Genomic DNA, 17,878 nt, shown 5'->3' on the forward strand with positions numbered 1-17,878 from the left:
TGCGCTGCTCCTCTGCGGCGGCGCCGCCGTGACCGCGCTGACCCTGCTGTTCCTGCGCGAGACGCACGGCGACTCGCTCGGCGGGCCGGCCGACAGCCACAGCCACACGCCCGCCAAGGAGGACGTCCTCTCGTGACCACCCGCACCCGCGTCCGTACGGTCGTCCTCACGGCACTGGCACTGGCGCTGCTCGCCGCCCCGGCCACCCCGGTCGGGGCGGCGGCCGGCACCGACACCCACATCGAGGGCCGACTGCCCTCCGGCGCCGCCTATCTCATCGACGTACCGGCCGACTGGAACGGCACCGTGCTGCTGTTCAGCCACGGCTACACCCCGGCCGGGAGCCCCAACCCCGCCCAGAACGCCCCCGGCACCGCCGCCAAGGAACTGCTCCTGAACGAGGGGTACGCGCTGATCGGCTCGTCCTACGCCACGACCGGCTGGGCCGTCACCGACGCCGTACCCGACCAGCTCGCCACGCTCGACGTGTTCACCTCCCGCTTCGGAAAGGCACGGCGCACCATCGCCTGGGGGAGCTCCTACGGCGGTCTGGTCACCACCGCCATCGCCGAACGCCACCCCGGACGGATCGACGGCTCACTGCCCATGTGCGGACTCGTCCACGGCGGCGTCGCCAACTGGAACAACACCCTCGATCCGGTCTTCGCCCTCAGGACGCTCCTCGCCCCGGACTCCGGCATCGCCCTCACCGGCTTCCCCGACCGCACCGCCGCGGCCACGGCCGCCGACGCCATGACGAACGTCGTCTCCACGGCCCAGCAGTCGGACCACGGCCGCGCCCGGATCGCCCTCGCGGCCGCGCTGCACAACATCCCGGTGTGGAACGACGCCTCCCAGCCACGCCCCGGACCCACCGACTGGGACACCCAGCAGGCCAACCAGTACCGGGCGCTCAGCGGACTGGTGCAGCTGCCCGCCTTCGTCTGGCGGCAGGAGGCCGAGAGCCGCGCGGGCGGCAGCATGTCCTGGAACACCGGCGTCGACTACTCCGCGATGCTGCGCCGCTCGACGACGTACAAGGAGGTCACCGCCCTCTACAAGAAGGCCGGTCTGTCACTGCGGAACGATCTCGCGGCGCTGAACCGCGCGCCCCGCATCGCCGCCGACCCGGCCGCCGTCGACTGGATGAGCCGTACCAGCGCCTTCACCGGCAAGCTGAGGAAGCCCGAACTGTCCATCCACACCACCGGTGACGCCCTCGTCCCGGTTCAGGTCGAGAGTGCCTACCACAGGGCCGCCACCGCCGCGGGTTCCGCGCCGCTGCTCCGCCAGGCGTACGTCGACACCCCAGGGCACTGCACCTTCAGCGCGGGCGAACAGCTCGCCGCCCTGCACGCCCTGGAGGACCGGATCACCAGCGGCCGCTGGGGAGACACCGGGCCTCTGGCCCTGAACACCCGTGCCCGGGCCGCCGACCCGGCAGGCCAGCCACGGTACATCCGCTACACACCCGCCCCCTACCCCCGTCCCTACGACCTGGCCCACCCGGCCGACCGGCCGTGACCGCGCAGGTCCGGGCCACGGGGCACGACCACCGCCACCATGGCCCGGACCGTACGCTGTCCGGCGTGGAATACGTGGAAGACACAGAAATCCCCAGCGGACCGACGGGTGTCGCGCAGCCCCGCCCCCAGTCGCTCGTCCTGGCCTTCTTCGGCAACCACATCCTCGAAGAGGGCTGCCGCTGTGTGTACTCGGGCAGCATGATCGACGTACTCGGCCGCGTCGGCGTCGGCGAACAGGCCGTGCGCTCCACCCTGACCCGCATGGTGGGCCGGGGACTGCTGCGCCGGCAGCGGCAGGGCCGCAGGATGTACTTCGGGCTCACACCACAGGCGATACGGATCCTCCGCGACGGCGGCAGAAGGATCTGGCAGGACGGCGCGGTCAACGAGGACTGGGACGGCACCTGGACCCTGCTCGGCTTCTCGCTGCCCGACTCCTGGCAGCGACAACGGCACGATCTGCGCTCCAGACTGATCTGGTACGGATTCGGGGCGCTGTTCAGCGGCCTGTGGATCGCGCCCGGCCGGGTCGACGTCTCCGGTGTCATCGCCGAACTCGAACTGGCCGAAAGGATCAAGGTCTTCCACGCGTCCGCGGACGAGGCGACGACCGACGTCGACCGCATGGTCCTGGAGAGCTGGGACCTGGAGGCCATCGCCGCCCGCTATGCCGCTTTCGACAAGCGGTGGACCGCGCTGGAGGCCGGCGAGGGCCACGCCGCGGATCCGATCGCCACCCGGCTGCTGCTGGTCACCGAGTGGCTCGGCATCATCCGTACCGACCCCCGGCTGCCCGCCCGCCACCTTCCCGCGGAGTGGCCCGCGCGCGCAGCCCAGGAGACCTTCCGGCGGATCGCCGCGGAAACGGAGGAGCCGGCCCGGCGGGTGGCGGGGGAATTGCTGGACACCGTTCCCGAGGAGCCGGACGACGGCACATCGTGACTGCGCGACGTCTCACGGGAGAGTGTGGTACTTCGCTTCGTCGAAGTCCGCGTGGTGACTGCCGCCGGTCAGGTCCCAGGCCCACTGGCCGACGAACGCTCCGGTGAAGCCGAGGGAGCGGATCCGGCCGTCCTCGATGTGTTCGGCGTGTTCGTCGGACAGCACGGTAGCGTCGAGGGGCGGGCCGAAGGGCCGCCAGCCGCGACCCAGGTCGTAGCGGAACCGCAGGTCGGCCCCGTCGATGTCCAGGCCGAGCCGCAGCCGGGTGATGGCGCCGAGAGGCTCCTGACCGGCTTCGTCGACGCTCAGCACGCCCTGGTCGCAGCTCGCGGCACGCAGGACCGCCTGTCCGTGGTCGTCCGCGGTGACGTACAGGTAGTACCAGTTGCGGGTGTTGTAGTAGGCCGTGATCCCGGCCAGGTGCTAGTACGTGCGCGGCCGGTACTCCATCGTCGCCTCGAACGAGCAGCGCGCCGCCGTCACCCGGCGGGCCACCAGGCTGGGCCCCTACCAGGCTCTGCGGCGACCGGCCGCCCCGAAGCCTGAGGTGGGACGGCCGTTCGGAGAGGGAGAGCCAGTCGGGTACCGCGGGCCGGCGCAGCGTCGACCACTGGGGCCCAGGGCCGGCTGGTCGCATCCGTCGACGTCGTCACCGTCCGCAGGACCGGTCCAGGAGGGCGTGTCCTCGGTCTCCGAGGTGGTGTCCGGGGCGGGGGCCGGCAGTCCGGTCGGGGTGCGCGGCCAGCCGTCGGCGGTCCAGGCGACGGGCGCCAGCGCGATTTCCCGGCCCAGCACGCACGGGCCTTGTCGTCCGTGGGGCCGGGCGACGAGGTAGGCCAGGTACCACTCGCCGTCCCCGACCTCCACCAGACTGCCGTGCCCGGCCTTCTGCAGCGGCAGGTCGGAGTGGTCGCAGGCGGTGATCAGCGGGCCCTGCGGATCGCGCTCGTAGAGGCCGGTGAGGGTGCGTGAGCGGGCGACGGTGACCTGGTGTTCGTAGCCTGTGCCGCCGTCCGCGGTGAGCAGGTAGTACCACTCGCCGCGGCGGTAGAGGTTGGGGCCCTCGATCCAGCCGGCCTGCGGCGGCAGCACGACGGGGACCGGCTCACCGGTCAGGCGGCGCGTGGCCCGGTCGTAGCGCCGCGCCTCCAGGCCCGCCGAACCGCCATGCCCCGGGCGCCAGTCGTGGACCATGTTCAGCAGCCAGCTGTCGGCACCGTCGTGGAACAGGGAGGCGTCGAAGCCCCGCGCGTGCAGCAACTCCGGCTCGGACCACGGACCTTGGATCGAGGAAGCGGTGACCAGGTAGTTGGGGCTGTCGGTGAAGCCTCCCTCGTACGTGGACACATTGCTGTAGACGAGGTGGAACAGACCGTCGGCATAGCTGAGGTTCGGCGCCCACACGCCGCCGGAGTCCGGACACCCGGTGAGGTCCAGCAGCCGCGTGTTGTCGAGGGCGCCGCCCAGGGGCCGCCAGTGCACCAGGTCCGTGGAGTGGTGCAGGCGCACACCCGCACACCACTCGAACACGTCGGCCGGGCCGAACGGCACGATGAGCGGGGTGCGGTGGATCGGCCTGTAGAAGCGGGGCTGTTTGCGGTGCCTGCCGGAACTGTGCAGGTAGGCGCGGATGTTGTGGGCGGCGAGGTCCGCCTGGGCGAGCGCGGCAGCGGTGATCTTGAGCTCGCTGACGTCGTTCACGTCGCCCACCGCGAACAAGTCCAGCCGCCCCTCGACCTGCAGCATCCGGTCGACCTTCACGTGCCCGGCCCCGTTCAGCCAGTCACCGTGCCCGGCCAGGCGCAGCCAGAGTGTGTTGGGGGTGGTGCCCGTCGCCCACAAGGACACACGTGCGGCCGCGCCCGCCCGCACGCCCAACTCAACCGGTCGTCGCAATACCGGCTTCCCTGCGAGCTGCGTCAGCCGTCGCGCTCGGCGCCGACGAGGACGAAGGCCATCGTGACCGGTTGGTCGCTGCGGTTGCGCCAGGCGTGGCGGGTGCCGTTCTGGATCACGATGTCCCCTGCCGACAGCCGGGTGCAGTGGCCGTCGTCGAGTTCGAGGACGATCTCGCCCTGCAGCACGATGCCGTAGTCCACGGTCGGCGTGGTGTGCATGCCGTCGGGCTCCATGAGTTCCGCGATGCCGGGCGAATCGGCCCGCTGCTCCCGGTCGAAGGCGACGGGGTCGAACGCCGGGTCGGCCATCTCGGTGTCGGGCGGAAAGGTCAGCACGATGAACCGCGTGCCGCCGGGCGCCGGGAGCAGGCTGGTGACCTTCGGCGTGGGGTCCTCCCCGGTGCGGCTGACCGGTTCGCCGGGATCGGTGGCCCACGGCAGGCGGGACACCCAGCCCGGCAGGCTGGTGAACTCCCGGCTCCGCGGGATGGGGCCGTCGCTGACGACGACCGACTTGCCGTTCTCGTCATGGCCGGTGACGATTCTGCGCATAGGTCTCTCCTCCGTCGAATCCGTGCGGATCCGCCAGGTCCGTCGGATCCGTCGAGTCGGTCACTGTCAGTCGGGCAGGCGGGACTCGGTGGGGGCTTCAAGGGCGGTTCCCCAGGCGTCCAGCACGTTCGCCACCGTGGGGGCGGGCGCTCGCAGCAGGGCCGATGCCACCGTGCGTACGCACAATCGGTGCCGGTCGTCCGTGAGGTACTCCACCGGGGACTTGCCGTCCACACGGGCGAGCAGCAGCGCCGGCAGCAGTGACGCGGCCCGCGCCTCAAGGGCCGCCCGCGGCTCCCAGTTGGCGCAGCGGAAGTACTCCTCGGCCAGCACCCGGGCCGACCGCAGGAGTTCGGTGCGGCGACCGGGCACCACCAGGCTCTTGAGGAGCAGATGGTTGACGCAGAAGGCCAGGTCGAAAGCCGGGTCTCCGTACCAGGCGCACTCGGCGTCCAGCAGCACGGGCCCCGACGGGCCGACGAGGATGTTCTTGGGACTGACGTCGCCGTGTACCAGAGCCAGGTGTGTGGTGGCCGTGCGCTCGGCGATGCCCTGGAGGACATCGCCCAGACCGGGGTGCGCCGCCGCGGTGGCCAGCAGGTACGGCTCGATGCGCAGCGCGTGGAAGTTGTCGTCGGTGGCGAACTCCGCGGCGAGGGCGGCGTCGCCCGCGCTCGCCGCGTGCAGGGTGCCGAGCAGCTCTCCGACGGCGGCCGCGGTCGCCACCCGCACCTCGCCGCGCAGCAGCTGTGCCTTCCATATGGGGTACCGCTCGGGGGGCAGGTACGCCATCGCGAACAGGCCGGCGTCGGCGTCGTGGGCCAACAGCTCCGGCACGCTGTCCGGCCGGTGCCGGGACGCGAACCGCATCCACGCCCATTCGTAGGCGTTGCGAGACACGGGTGCCTGCCAGTCGGCGGCGACCCGCAGCTTCGCCAGAGCCCTCTTGACGCACAGGGAGCGGCCCGGCAGGTCCACCCGCCACAGGTCGGAGGAGACACCACCGGCCAGCGGCGTCCAGCGCCCGGCTTCGCCGGGTCCTGCGAGCTTGTGGCCGATCAGGAAGTCGGCCAGGGCGGTGTCGGGCACGGGGTCCGGGCTCACCTGCGCGGAGGTCGGGCTCATCGCCGGTCACCCGACCCGGCGGCCAGACCGCGGGGGCTGTTGCAGGCGTGGGCCGGCGCCTCGCCGGCCAGGATCCGTACGACCTCCTCGGCGGCGCGGCGGCGCAGTTCCGTGACCGAGGCGTCGGAGGAGAAGGCGACGTGCGGGGTGAGCAGCGCGCCCGGCTGGTCCAACAGCGCGGCGGGGACGTGCGGTTCGTTCTCCAGTACGTCGAAGGCGGCTGCGGCCAGCTGCCCGTTGTCCAGCGCCTTGACGACCGCGTCGGTGTCCACCAGGCCGCCCCTGCTGACGTTGACCAGCAGGCCGCCCGGCTTCATCAGCCCCAGCTGCTCGGCGCCGATGATGTGGTGAGTGCCGGGCGTGAGCGGCACGTGGAGGATCACCACGTCGCTGCGGCGCAGCAGTTCATCCAGGCCCACCATCTCCACCCCAGGGGCCTCCTTCGGCGGGAAGGGATCGTGGGCCAGGATCCGGCAGCCGAACGCACCGAGCTTGCGCACGGTGGCGCGTCCGATCCGCCCGAAGCCGACGACGCCGCAGGTCAGCGTCGACAGCCGGCGCAGCCGGGCGCTGGCAGGGTCCCAGCGACCAGCACGGACCTCCCGGTCGAACACGGCAAGGCCTCGCGTCCAGGCCAGCACCATGCCCACGGCGTGGTCCGAGACCTCCTCGACACAGTAGTCCGGCACGTTGGTGACCCAGACGCCCTGCTCGGTGGCGGCGTCCACGGCGATGTTGTCGAGGCCGACGCCGAGCCTGGCCACGATCCGCAGATCCGGCGCGGCGCCGATCGCGGTGGCGGAGACGGGCGCCCAGCAGGTGAGGATCCCGGCGGGCCGGTGCTCGGCGACCAACTCCTCGATGGCCTCGGCGGAGGCGGGCTCCGCGGGTCCGGTCACGAGGGTGTGACCCGCCTCCTCGATGACCGATCGCTCGACCGAGTCGTCGGGCCAGGCGTAGTCGGTGAGCAGCACGGTGGCCGGGCGGCTCGAAGGTTTCATGGCAGGTCGTCCTCGCAGAATCGTGCGTCTCGCAGCGGACGGCCGGGCGTCACGCCCGGCCGCATGCGGTCAGCAGGTTTGATCACCACCCTGCAGGGCGGCCGTAGGCATGTCCGATGGGGCCGTCGGCCGCCATGGGTGGTTGGAGAGGGTCGCGGGGCTCGGATCGGGTGGCCGGCGCTCGCCGACTTGTGGTCGAGGAGGCGCCGCAGTACGTCCCTGGAACAGGTCACGAGATGCCGGGGCACGTTGAATCACTTTGTCACAGCCACGTGATGCTAACGATAGCACCGGAGGTCTTCAATGCGTCAAGAGTGCGGCGTACGCCCGATCGCCGGAACCCCCTGCGGCAGGGCCCGGCCGGGACGAGGAACCCGATCACCACAGGAAAAACCCCGGTCACCACAGGGAAAACGAGGACGGCCGAAGAAATCCGCTGTTCACATCTTGACGCGCCGGGGACTTCCCTTCAGGGTTTCTGCCAACGCCGACCGTGTGGCCGATAAGTGTCTACACGAGGTCCGGCTGTCGAAGACGCCATAGCCACGGACGTCCCAGACGGGCGATATACGGCTGAATTCCGCATGCGGCGCCCGCCCGCGCGAGAGCCCACCGCCCCCATTCCGCGAGTCGGCGGCAGCGTCGCCGCCGCCGACTCGCGTCCGTGTTCAGCTCACCGCTTCTCGTCATCGCCCGTACGGCCCCGTACGGCGATGGACCCGCCGCGGCCCGCCGTGGCCCATTCCTCTTCAGGAGCCGCTATGACTCACGCAGCGCAAGTCGACACCAGTGCGGTGCCCGCCGGCGAAACACAGGAAAGCAGCCGGCCCTCCATTTCCCGCCCCATGATCGGGATGGGCTTCCTGCTGATCGTCCTCTCCTACATGGTCAACGCGATGGACCGCCAGGTCTTCCCCCCACTGCTGCCCAACATCCGTGAGGAGTACGGGTTCTCGCTGGAACAGGGCGGGCTGCTGGCGACGAACTTCACCCTCGGCATGGCCCTGGCCGGCCTGCCCGCGGGCTACCTCCTCGACCGCTTCCGCCGCAAGACCGTGCTGCTGGCGAGCATCGTGATCTACTCCCTGGGCACGATGGCCACGCCGCTGGCGACCGGTTTCGCCGACATGACCCTGTACCGGGTCGTCTCCGGCTTCGGTGAGGGCATGCAGTCCGCCGCCATCTTCGCGGCGATGGGGGCCTTCTTCGTCCACCGGCGGGGCCTCGCCTTCGGCGTCATCGGCCTGGGCTACTCCGTCGGCGTGTTCATCGCCCCGCTGATCGGCGTCCAGCTCATGAGCATGCACGGCACCTGGCACTCGCCGTTCTATCTGTTCGGCGCGGCCGGGCTGCTGATCGCCGCCGCCTCCCTGTTCCTCGTGAAAACCGGTCTGACCGAGCACTCCGTCGAGAAGGTCGTCTCGACCAAGACCTACGAGTACATGCCGGCCTCCGCCTACAACCGCAACACCATCGCGCTGGCCGTCCACTCCGTCGTCAGCGGTGTGGCCATCTACGGGTTCCTCGGCCTCTACCCGACGTACCTCATCACCTCGCTGCACTACACCGCTGGGCAGGCCGCACTGGCCATGAGCTTCCTCGGTTTCGGCGGCATGCTGGCCGTTTTCGGCGGCTGGCTCGGCGACCGCGTGAACCAGCGCAACCTGCTGATCCTGAGCCTGCTGGCCGTCTCCGCCATCAGCGTGTGCATCTACGAGACACAGGCCGGAGTCGGCGTGCAGTGCGTGTTCGCCTTCCTCATGGGTGCCTTCGGCCTGGGCTTCATCTACCCCAACACCAACAGCGCGATGCAGCGGGCCGTCCGTCCGTCGCAGATCGGACGCGCCTCCGGTCTCTTCGTCACCAGCTACTACGGACCGGCGGCGTTCTCGGGCCTTCTCTTCGCGACCCTGGTGGACTCCTTGGGCTGGGACCAGGCCGGGCTCCTGCAGGTCACCCTCCTGCCGCTGGTGGGCGTCGCGGCCTTGGCCTTCGTCCGCCCCTCGCAGTTCAACAACGCGGTTCGCTAGCAAGCCGGCCGGACAATTGTCACCGTGGTGCACCGGGCGTAGGCCCGGTGCACCACGGTGACATACCACCGGCAGAACACGGAACATACCGCCCCACGCCACAGAGCCTGCCCACCGCCGAGCGGTCGACAGGCCCCGCGAACGGTCAGCCTGAACGCATCCGGAGTCAGAGGCTCTCGGCCACGACCGGGTTGCGCAGGACGCCGAGGCCCTCGATCTCCACCTCGATCTCGTCTCCGGGGCGGATCGGCCCTACGCCGGAAGGCGTACCGGTCATGATCGCGTCTCCGGGCAGCAGCGTCAGGTAGCGGCTGAGGTAGGCGACGATGTCGGGAACGGCGAGCAGCAGGTCGGCCGTGCTCGCCGACTGCATGACGGTGCCGTTCACACGGGTCGTCAGCGACAGTCCCGAGGGGTCGAGGTCGGTCGCGATGACCGGTCCGAGGGGAGCGAAAGTGTCCTGCCCCTTCCCGATCAGAAGCGTGCCGAATTGGCTTTCCTTGCGCTGGATGATGCGGTCGCTGACGTCATTGCCGCACGTATAGCCGAGGATGTACTCGTGGGCCTCCGATGGCTTCACATGGCGGGCTTCCTTTCCGATGACGACGACCAACTCGCCCTCGAAATGGATCAGTTCACCATCCGCGGGATAGACGATGGCATCATCAGGCCCTATCACCGCAGTGCTCGGCTTCACGAAGCACACAGGAACTTCCGGAACCTCGCGGTCGGTCTCGTCGATGTGCGAGGCGTAGTTGTAGGCGAACCCGAAGATCCGGGGCCGCTCGAGCGGCGGGAGAATGACCACATCGCCGACTTCGTCGACGTGGCCCGTAGGGGTCAGCCCAGTGAAGGGATCGCCCTCGAATCTGGCGATTCTGGCGTCACCGGCTTCGAGTTCTCCGTATTGACGCACGCTGCCGACGGCATACCTGACGATCCGCACGGAAACCTCCGCAACTAGGCAGCCGCGGGCGGCTGCACGGCCTATCCAGCAGTTGGTGCTAACGTTAGCACGGAGTAATGATCAAACCCGACGCCCCAATACATCCGACCACAGAGCGCGACGAGAGCGCTATCGTTGGCAAACGGAAAGTAACGGCACGGGACCAGTCACTCGAGGGGGCCCCTTACGTGATCACGACCAGGGACATCGCCGAACGCCTGGGGGTCTCCGTCTCCACGGTCGGCCGGGCACTCGCCGACGATCCCCGCATCAGCGAGGAGACCAAGTTCCGGGTCCGCCAGGCCGCTTCCGAGATGGGGTACGTCGGCAACCGCGCGGCGCGGATGATGCGCGGAGCGTCCAGCAACGTGGTCGCGCTGGTGATCCCGGACATCCGCAACAGCTTCTACTCGACCATCGCGCACGAGCTGTCCAAGAACATGGAGGCCGAGGGCTTCCAGCTCATGCTCTCGGAGACCGACGACGACCGGATGGTGGAGCTGCGCCATCTTCGGGAGTTGTCCGCGAACCGCGTGGCGGGCGTCATCATCGTGCCTACCGCGCGCCCGCACGCCGACTCCGTCAAGCTCCTGCGCACGGTGCCGCACCTGCAGCTGCTGCGCCGGCACCCGTCACTCGGTTCCCAGTGGTTCGGCGTGGACGACCACGAGGCCCTGCGCCAGGCCACGGCCCACCTGGTGACCCTGGGCCACACGCGCATCGCTTATCTGGGCGGCCCCGAGGAGCTGCCCACCGGCGCGGAGCGTCTGCGCGGCTTCCGCAGCGCCCTGCGCGAAGGCGGCCTGCCGGACGATGCCGGGTACACGGAGCTGGGGCCGCCGTCGTCGGTCGAGCACGGCCGCGACGCGGTACGCCGGCTGCTGCAGGGGCGGGACGCGCCCACCGCGCTCGTACTGGGATCGATCCAGCTCACCCTCGGTGTCCTGGAGGAGTTGTCCGAGCAGGGCGTGAAGGTGCCCGGAGAACTGTCCGTGGTCGGGTTCGGGGACGAGCCGGGGTTCTCCTGGTGGGGCCCCGGACTCACCACGATCGGCCTGCCGATCCAGGAGATGGCCACCGGCTGCGCACTGTGGCTGATGCGCCGCCTCAAGACCAAGCCGAGCAACGACGGCCCGTACACCTCGGTCTCTCCCGGATCGCTGATCCTGCGCGGCAGCACGGCGCCACCTGGCGGCCGGGCGCCGTCCAGGTCCGACTGACCATGGGCGGCCTGGCCTCACCCGCAGACACGGAAGGCGCCCGGAGCGCAGTGCCCCGGGCGCCTTCGTGTTTTCGGCGCCGCGTCAGTACGTTCCGCTGCGCAGCCGACGCATGACCCGGGCGGTGCGCGCGAGTTCGTCGAGCACCTGCTCGGCAGCAGCCTCGTGTATCTTGCCGGACCGGAAAGCGCCGTCCTCGATGCGTTCATTGACGAACGGGATGCTCACGGTCGGACCGATCGGCAGCATCCTGAGGTTCGCCACGACCTGCTTGGCCATCTGCACCGCCCGGGTGCCCGCCGAGACGCCTCCGTAGCTGACAAACGCGGCCGGCTTGTGCTGCCACTCCACGACGAGGTAGTCCCAAGCGTTCTTCAGGGGGGCCGGGAAGCTGCCGTTGTACTCCGGGGTGACGAAGACGAACGCGTCCGACGCGTCGACGATCCGGCTCCATTCGCGGGTGTGGCTCTTCGTGTACTGCTGCAGGGCCGGCGGATGCGGCTCGTCGAAGAACGGAAGAGCGAGTTCGCGCAGGTCGACGGTGTGCGACTGGAACTGGTCGTACTCCGCGGCCCGGGCAGTGAACCAGTCCGCGACGGACCTGCCCACACGTCCGGGACGAGTGCTGGCCACAACAGTGGTGAGGGTCATCGGCGCCACAGAGGGCTCGGGTGCCATAGCGGGCTCGCTTTCCTTTCTGCCGGGATCCGGCCCGGCGGACCCGCGCCCGCCTGTGCTGTCCGTCCGTCCAGGAAGAGCGCGGGTCCGCCGGAGTCCTTGCCGGGGGGCACTGAATTGTGCGAACGATAGCATGAAAGCTCGGGCGAACCGAGGGAGCCGGAACGAATGACAAGCTCACAGGATCAGAGTCCCCGCCGCCTCTTGACAGAACCGCTCGCGCTTCGCACGATTGCGCTATCGTTAGCATTCCAAGAGCCGCGGCAGGCGAGCAACCCTCGTCATCGCCCTTCGTACTCCGATTGCCTCGCCGGCCCCGCTATGGCGACGAAGAGAGCCGTACGACGCTTCGCTCGCGCCCAGCGCCGCCGGCACACCGATCTGGGTGCCGCACCGGGAGGTCCGCCCGCGCCCGTACTCCGCGAGGACTCTCTACGCCCCTGGCAGCGAGGAGGTCCGCCCCGCAACGGCAGGCACGGACCCCCGCTCATCACCCCGATCGTCCGAACTCCGAAAGGTTGCACCGCAATGACAGACGCGCGGATCGCCAAGCTCTACGGCCGCAGGGTGTGGGACTCACGCGGCCGGCCGACCGTCGAGGTCGAGGCCCACCTCGCGGATGGCGCGGTCGGGCGTGCCATCGCACCGGCCGGCGCCTCGATGGGCCAGGGCGAAGCGCTCGACCTGCGCGACGGCGGCAGCCGCTTCGGCGGACTCGACGTCCACCGCGCGGTGGGCTCGGTGAACCACGAGATCGCACCTGCCCTCCTGGACCGCGACGCGACCGACCAGGAAGCCGTCGACCGGCTTCTGGTGGACCTCGACGGAACCCCCGACCGCAGCCGTCTCGGCGGTAACGCGATCGTGGCCACGTCCATGGCGATCCTGCACGCCGCCGCAGCGTCGGCGGGCGTACCGCTGTGGCAGCACCTGGCGGGCGGACGGCCGGTCCGCATCCCCTTGCCGGAGATCCAGATCTTCGGCGGCGGCGCCCACGCGGACCGTCGCGTCGACGTCCAGGACTTCATGGTGGTCTGCCCCGCGGCACCGAGCTTCTCCGAGGCCCTGGACTGGACAGCGGAGATCTACCGGGCCGCCGGCAGCCTGATGCGCAAGGCGGGGAAGGCCCAGGGCGTGGCCGACGAGGGCGGCTTCTGGCCCGCGTTCGACTCCAACGAGGAGGCCCTGGAGACGCTGACCCGGGCCATCGAGGACGCGGGCTTCACACCCTCGGCCCAGGTCGGCATCTCACTGGACATCGCGGCCTCGCAGTTCGGCAGGGCCGGGAAGTACACGCTGGCCCTGGACGACCGCACGCTGGACACCGGGGCGCTGATCGACATGCTGGGCAGCTGGATCGAGCAGTACCCGATTCTCTCCGTCGAGGACCCGGTGGGTGAGGACGACCACGAGGGAATGGTGGAGTTCACGCGGCTCTACGGCGACCGCTGCCAGGTGATCGGCGACGACTACCTGGTCACGAACGCCAAGCGGGTGGAGGCGGCGGCCACCAGCGGGGCGGCGAACGCCGTGCTCGTCAAGCCGAACCAGGCCGGTACGGTCACGGAGTCCTTCCAGGCCCTGCGCGCCGGAAAGGATGCCGGTTTCGGCACGATCGTCTCGGCCCGGTCCGGGGAAACAGAGGACGTCACCATCGCGCACCTGAGTGTCGGTTGGGACGCGGGCCAGCTGAAGGTGGGCTCGTTCACCCGCTCCGAGCGCATGGCCAAGTGGAACGAGGTTCTGCGTATCGAGGAGTCCCTCGGTGAATCCGCCGTATTCAGCGGATGGTCCGCCTTCACATTCGCCGGATCCGGGTCCTCCCCGACCAAGCCGTAAAACAGCTTCGAAGAATTAAAGTCATCGAAATCCAGAGCCGATCGGAGCACGGAGACCAGCATGCTGCCACCCGTCAATCTGCGCCCGAGTTTCAACATCACCCGAACCAGCCATGTGCGCCTCACCGTGGCCGACCTGGCCGAGAGCCGGAACTTCTACGTGAACGCCCTGGGCCTCGTCGTCAGCGACGAAGACGAGCGCACCTGCTACCTCCGCGGTCTCGCCGAGGCCTGCCACCACAGCCTCGTGCTGGAGCTGGACGAAGAGGGCGCCGGTGCCGCCAAGAGGATCGGTTTCCGGGTCTTCTTCGACGAGGACCTCGACATCGCCTACGGCTGGTTCCGCGACCGCGGGCTGCCCGCGGAATGGGTCGACATGCCGTACCAGGGCCGCACCCTGCATGTCAGCGACCCCATCGGTACGCCGCTGGAACTCTGCGCGCACATGGAGACACGGCCGAGGCTGCACATCGACTTCGAGCACTACAAGGGTGCCCACGCGCAGCGGCTGGACCACTTCCAGACTTTCGCGCCCGACACCTACGAGCTGTGCGCGTTCTACAGTGAGCTCGGCTTCCGCAACTCGGAGTACCTGGAGCACGGCGACAAGTTGCTGGGTGCGTTCATGTACCGCAAGGGCACCTGTCTGGACCTGGCGATCGTGGAGAACACAGGTCCTGCCCTGCACCACTTCGCCTACACCGTCTCCGAGAGCCGCGACATCTTCACCGCCTGCGACTGGGCGGGCATCCTCGGCTACGGCGACGGCGTGGAGCGGGGCCCGGGACGGCACGGTCCGGGCGGGATGCTCTTCGCCTACCTCCGCGACCCCGACGGCCACCGGGTGGAGGTCTTCAACAGCCACTACCAGACGATCGACACCGAGATCGAGCCCGTCCGATGGGACGCGGCATCGCTGAGCACCAACGCACGCTGGGGCCTCCCGGCCCTGGAGAAGTGGTACGTCGAGGCCTCGCCGTTCACCGGCGTCTCCCCGATCTCGCCGGCCGAGAAGCCGAACCCGATGACGCTCGAGCGGTTCCTGCTCGAGCAGTCCGCCCACTGACCTTTGGCACGATCACGTCCCCCGAGGAGACGCCATGGCACGAGTCCCCTACCTACGCCGCGAGGACGCGGACGAGTCGCAGAAACCCCTGTACGACCGGCTGGAAGCCGAACGCAAGGTACCGACGGCGAACATCTTCCTCGCCCTCACCAACGCGCCGGCCCAGCTGGACGCCTTCCTGACCTACGCCAACTCGCTGCGGGCCGCCGACCTCAGCCCCCGCTTGCGTGAACTGGCCATTCTGACCGTGGGTTACGCGACCCGGTCCGCGTACGAGGTCGCGCACCACCAGTCGCACGGCCTCAAGGCCGGACTCACCGAGGAACAGCTCGCGGCGGTGGCCGACTTCGAGTCGTCCGACCTGTTCGACGAGACGGAGAAGGCGGTCATGCGCCTCGCCCGGGAGTCCACGCTCCAGGTGGACGTCTCCGAGGAGACGTGGCGTGCCGCCGCCGGCCACCTGACGGACAAGCAGATGGTCGAACTGTCCCTGTCCATCGCCTGGTACAACTCCGGCGTCCGCATCATGGGTCTGCTGGACATCGACCTCGAGGACAACTGCCCGGATCCTTTCGCGAATTCGTAGTTCCCGGCGCCGTACGGCCCGTCAATACAGCCGTAAGGCCCGTCAGTACATGGGACGTGATTACCGAGCCGCCGGTCCGCCGCCTCGGTCGCCGACAAGAATGTCTCCGCCCCCGATCGTAGGGACGGAGCGGTTTCAAGGAGTATTTCAATGGCGAAGATGCTCGCTGCACGACTGCACGCTCTGGGTGAGCCGATGTCGGTGGACACGATCGACGTGCCCACCCCGCGGCCGACCGACGTGCTGGTGCGGGTCAAGGCGTGCGGAATCGTGCCGAACATGGCCAACGTGATCAACAACTGGCCCACCTGGTACCCGCACCAGCCGCTGCCCAAGCTCCCCGCGATCTTCGGCCTGGACCCGGCGGGCGTGGTCGAGGCGGTCGGCGAGGCGGTGCTCAACACCAAGCCCGGCGACCGGGTCTATGTGAGCCCTCTGCGGTCCTGCGGCAGCTGCCAGGTGTGCCGCGGCGGCGAGCTCAGCCGGTGCCGATACTTCACCCTGAACGGCTACTTCAGCACCTCGCGAGACGGCCAGCGGATCTTCGACCTCTACCCCTATGGCGGCTTCTGCGAGTACATGACGGCGCCGCAGTACTCGATCGTCAACATCCCCGACAACATGACGTTCGAGCAGGCCGGCAAGCTCGGCTACATCGGCACCTCTTACGGGGCCCTCAAGCACGCCACGGCCGGCCCCGGCCAGGTCGCGCTGATCGACGGGATCACCGGTACCCTCGGCGTCGCCTCCACCCTCCTCGCGCTGGCCTCGGGTGTCTCCAAGGTCCTCGGAACCGGCCGCAACGAGGAACTCCTCAAGCGCGTCAAGGAACTGGCCCCGGACCGGATCGAGGTCATGCGGCTGGGCGAGGGCTCCTCCGGCGAGTGGGCGAAGTCCCGCACCGGAGGCGAGGGGGCGGACTTCGTCATCAGCGCCCTGGGTGCCAAGGCCCCGGTGGAGACGATGCTCGATTCCATGCAGGGCGTCCGCAGGGGCGGCAAGGTGGTCAACGTCGGCGGCGTGGCCGACCGGCTGCCCGTGGACGTGAAGTGGCTCATGGACGAGCAGGTCCAGCTGATCGGCTCCAACTGGTTCACCACCGCGCAGGGTCAGGAAGTCGCCGACATGGTGGCCACCGGAGCCCTGGACCTGTCTTACCTGATCACCAAGCCCTTCCCCCTCGCGAACGTCAACGAAGCGATATCGGGACGCGCCGCGGACCGCGACGGCGGATTCAGCAACTACGTAGTGATTCCCTGAACCGCCGGTCCCGAGGCGCGGATCCGGGCGTCCCTGCTCGTCCGGACGCTTCTTGGCCGGCGGCAGTGCCCCCGAGCCCCCGTACTCACCCCGCGGCGATCCTGTTCTGCCCTGACGCCGCCGCGGGGTGTTCTTCCCCACCGGCCGTGCACACGGCCGGTGCTATCGTCAGCACAGGCCCAGCAGGACGGAGGAGCCGGTGGAACTGCGCTGGCTGGAATCGTTCGTCACCGTCGCGGAGGAACTGCACTTCGCGAGGGCGGCGGACCGTCTGCATCTTGCTCCGTCGGCGCTCAGCGCCCAGGTCAGGGCGCTGGAGTCGCACCTGGGCGTGCGGCTGATCGACCGCGGACGACGCACCCGCCCGGCGCTGACCAGCGCCGGGCGGCTGTTTCTCGAGGAGGCGCGGCTGACCCTCGCCCAGGCCGCCCGTGCCGAGGCCGTGGGCCGGCGGGCCGGCCGCGGGGAGCTGGGGCACGCCCAGATCGCGTACGTCGCCTCGGCCGCGTTCTCCGGAGTGCTGACCGACGTCCTCACCCGCTGCGCGGCCCCTGGTACCGAGCTGACGGTGCAGGTGTGCGAGATGGAGACACCGGCCCAACTGGAAGCGCTGGCCTGCGGGGACATCGACGTCGGCTTCCTGCGCTGGAGGCCGGAGTACCCGCCCGAAGTCACGGCGACCTGCCTGCTCACCGAAGAGGTCGTCCTGGCGCTGCCGGCCGGCGCGCCACTGGCCGCGTACGAGGCGGTACCGGCGGCCGAGCTGCGCGACGAGTTGTTCGTGGCCCCGCACTTCGACGAGGAGTACGGCTGCCGCGACCAAATCCTCGAGGTGGCGGAGCAGGGGAGGTTCAGCCCGCGGTGTGCTCCCCCGGTGCGGGATTTCATCGCGGCCTTGACGCTGGTGGGCGGTGGTCTCGCAGTGGCTCTGGTCCCCGAGTCACTGCGCCGCGTGCAGATCGCGGGAGTGGCCTACCGTCCGCTGGCGGACGTACCGCTGACCACCCGGCTGGTCGGCGCCTACCGCAGGGGTGAGGCCTCGCCCGCGGTTCGCGGCGTGATCCGCCGTCTGCGGGAGGCGGCCGCCGCCACGGTCGCCGTCGGCTGAAGCCGCGGTCCCCGGCGGGCGTCCGGCGAAGGCCTGACCCCCGGTCACAGGTCGTACCGCAGACGGCTGGACCGAGATCTCCGTGACCGCCGCCGCACCGGC

The 17,878-nt window shown here is 69.7% G+C and carries 16 protein-coding genes and 1 pseudogene; 9 read left to right on the forward strand and 8 right to left on the reverse strand.

Annotated elements, in window-relative coordinates; genetic code table 11:
- Positions 1 to 132: 132 nt before the first annotated feature.
- The gene (locus tag H1D24_RS34610) at positions 133 to 1,524 is read left to right on the forward strand and encodes a DUF6351 family protein (protein WP_309484553.1); all 1,392 of its coding nucleotides are present in this window, start codon (positions 133 to 135) and stop codon (positions 1,522 to 1,524) included.
- Between the two features lie 74 nt (positions 1,525 to 1,598).
- Positions 1,599 to 2,468 (forward strand): PaaX family transcriptional regulator, encoded by an 870-nt coding sequence (locus tag H1D24_RS34615; RefSeq protein WP_181661747.1) that lies wholly within the window; start codon positions 1,599 to 1,601, stop codon positions 2,466 to 2,468.
- Between the two features lie 12 nt (positions 2,469 to 2,480).
- On the opposite strand, the gene H1D24_RS41860 is transcribed toward H1D24_RS34615, so the two are convergent.
- The 6 genes and pseudogenes from H1D24_RS41860 to H1D24_RS34635 all read right to left on the reverse strand — a co-directional run bounded on the left by H1D24_RS41860 (position 2,481) and on the right by H1D24_RS34635 (position 7,044).
- Positions 2,481 to 2,888, reverse strand: a complete 408-nt coding sequence (locus H1D24_RS41860) for a beta-xylosidase family glycoside hydrolase (RefSeq protein ID WP_258564552.1) — start codon at positions 2,886 to 2,888, stop codon at positions 2,481 to 2,483.
- Positions 2,889 to 2,975: 87 nt separating this feature from the next.
- Entirely contained in the window at positions 2,976 to 4,019 is a 1,044-nt protein-coding gene (locus tag H1D24_RS43040; RefSeq protein ID WP_309484557.1) for a family 43 glycosylhydrolase, read from the reverse strand.
- Positions 3,999 to 4,322, reverse strand: a pseudogene (locus tag H1D24_RS41865) (oxidoreductase); the annotation flags it as partial. The pseudogene H1D24_RS41865 and the gene H1D24_RS43040, both read right to left, overlap by 21 nt.
- Positions 4,323 to 4,387: 65 nt before the next feature.
- Entirely contained in the window at positions 4,388 to 4,918 is a 531-nt protein-coding gene (locus H1D24_RS34625) for a cupin domain-containing protein (RefSeq protein ID WP_181661698.1), read from the reverse strand.
- Positions 4,919 to 4,984: 66 nt separating this feature from the next.
- Positions 4,985 to 6,043, reverse strand: coding sequence for a phosphotransferase family protein (locus tag H1D24_RS34630; protein WP_181661699.1), 1,059 nt, complete (start codon positions 6,041 to 6,043; stop codon positions 4,985 to 4,987).
- Entirely contained in the window at positions 6,040 to 7,044 is a 1,005-nt protein-coding gene (locus tag H1D24_RS34635; RefSeq protein ID WP_181661700.1) for a C-terminal binding protein, read from the reverse strand. Before H1D24_RS34635 ends, H1D24_RS34630 begins: the two co-directional genes overlap by 4 nt.
- A 761-nt stretch (positions 7,045 to 7,805) precedes the next feature.
- Here H1D24_RS34635 and H1D24_RS34640 point away from each other — a divergent pair.
- Entirely contained in the window at positions 7,806 to 9,074 is a 1,269-nt protein-coding gene (locus tag H1D24_RS34640; protein WP_181661701.1) for an MFS transporter, read from the forward strand.
- 166 nt (positions 9,075 to 9,240) lie between these two features.
- Here H1D24_RS34640 and H1D24_RS34645 read toward each other — a convergent pair whose 3' ends face one another.
- The gene (locus H1D24_RS34645) at positions 9,241 to 10,020 is read right to left on the reverse strand and encodes a fumarylacetoacetate hydrolase family protein (RefSeq protein WP_181661702.1); all 780 of its coding nucleotides are present in this window, start codon (positions 10,018 to 10,020) and stop codon (positions 9,241 to 9,243) included.
- 188 nt (positions 10,021 to 10,208) lie between these two features.
- Between H1D24_RS34645 and H1D24_RS34650 the strand changes: the two genes are divergently transcribed.
- Entirely contained in the window at positions 10,209 to 11,240 is a 1,032-nt protein-coding gene (locus H1D24_RS34650; protein ID WP_181661703.1) for a LacI family DNA-binding transcriptional regulator, read from the forward strand.
- An 84-nt stretch (positions 11,241 to 11,324) separates the two neighbouring features.
- Here H1D24_RS34650 and H1D24_RS34655 read toward each other — a convergent pair whose 3' ends face one another.
- Complete coding sequence (locus H1D24_RS34655) at positions 11,325 to 11,918, reverse strand: NADPH-dependent FMN reductase (protein WP_181661704.1); 594 nt, start codon at positions 11,916 to 11,918, stop codon at positions 11,325 to 11,327.
- A 528-nt stretch (positions 11,919 to 12,446) separates the two neighbouring features.
- On the opposite strand from H1D24_RS34655, the gene eno reads away from it, so the two are divergent.
- From eno to H1D24_RS34680, 5 genes are all read left to right on the forward strand, one after another.
- Positions 12,447 to 13,757, forward strand: a complete 1,311-nt coding sequence (gene eno, locus H1D24_RS34660; protein ID WP_181661705.1) for a phosphopyruvate hydratase — start codon at positions 12,447 to 12,449, stop codon at positions 13,755 to 13,757.
- A gap of 60 nt (positions 13,758 to 13,817) precedes the next feature.
- On the forward strand, positions 13,818 to 14,822 hold the full coding sequence (locus H1D24_RS34665; protein WP_181661706.1) for a VOC family protein: 1,005 nt from the start codon (positions 13,818 to 13,820) through the stop codon (positions 14,820 to 14,822).
- A 34-nt stretch (positions 14,823 to 14,856) separates the two neighbouring features.
- Positions 14,857 to 15,408, forward strand: a complete 552-nt coding sequence (locus tag H1D24_RS34670; protein WP_181661707.1) for a carboxymuconolactone decarboxylase family protein — start codon at positions 14,857 to 14,859, stop codon at positions 15,406 to 15,408.
- A gap of 150 nt (positions 15,409 to 15,558) precedes the next feature.
- The gene (locus H1D24_RS34675; RefSeq protein ID WP_181661708.1) at positions 15,559 to 16,668 is read left to right on the forward strand and encodes an alcohol dehydrogenase catalytic domain-containing protein; all 1,110 of its coding nucleotides are present in this window, start codon (positions 15,559 to 15,561) and stop codon (positions 16,666 to 16,668) included.
- 199 nt (positions 16,669 to 16,867) lie between these two features.
- A complete protein-coding gene (locus H1D24_RS34680) occupies positions 16,868 to 17,776 on the forward strand; it encodes a LysR substrate-binding domain-containing protein (protein ID WP_181661709.1) in 909 nt (302 codons plus the stop codon).
- Positions 17,777 to 17,878 lie beyond the last annotated feature (102 nt).

Source organism: Streptomyces himalayensis subsp. himalayensis, assembly GCF_013778455.1.
Lineage (GTDB): Bacteria > Actinomycetota > Actinomycetes > Streptomycetales > Streptomycetaceae > Streptomyces > Streptomyces himalayensis.

Bases quoted from the DNA above. Each gene is read 5' to 3' on its own strand.
- H1D24_RS34665 (WP_181661706.1), top strand. From the start codon at position 13,818: ATGCTGCCACCCGTCAATCTGCGCCCGAGTTTCAACATCACCCGAACC.
- H1D24_RS34625 (WP_181661698.1), bottom strand. From the start codon at position 4,918: ATGCGCAGAATCGTCACCGGCCATGACGAGAACGGCAAGTCGGTCGTC.
- H1D24_RS34640 (WP_181661701.1), top strand. From the start codon at position 7,806: ATGACTCACGCAGCGCAAGTCGACACCAGTGCGGTGCCCGCCGGCGAA.
- H1D24_RS34675 (WP_181661708.1), top strand. From the start codon at position 15,559: ATGGCGAAGATGCTCGCTGCACGACTGCACGCTCTGGGTGAGCCGATG.
- H1D24_RS34670 (WP_181661707.1), top strand. From the start codon at position 14,857: ATGGCACGAGTCCCCTACCTACGCCGCGAGGACGCGGACGAGTCGCAG.
- eno (WP_181661705.1), top strand. From the start codon at position 12,447: ATGACAGACGCGCGGATCGCCAAGCTCTACGGCCGCAGGGTGTGGGAC.
- H1D24_RS34630 (WP_181661699.1), bottom strand. From the start codon at position 6,043: ATGAGCCCGACCTCCGCGCAGGTGAGCCCGGACCCCGTGCCCGACACC.
- H1D24_RS34635 (WP_181661700.1), bottom strand. From the start codon at position 7,044: ATGAAACCTTCGAGCCGCCCGGCCACCGTGCTGCTCACCGACTACGCC.
- H1D24_RS34655 (WP_181661704.1), bottom strand. From the start codon at position 11,918: ATGGCACCCGAGCCCTCTGTGGCGCCGATGACCCTCACCACTGTTGTG.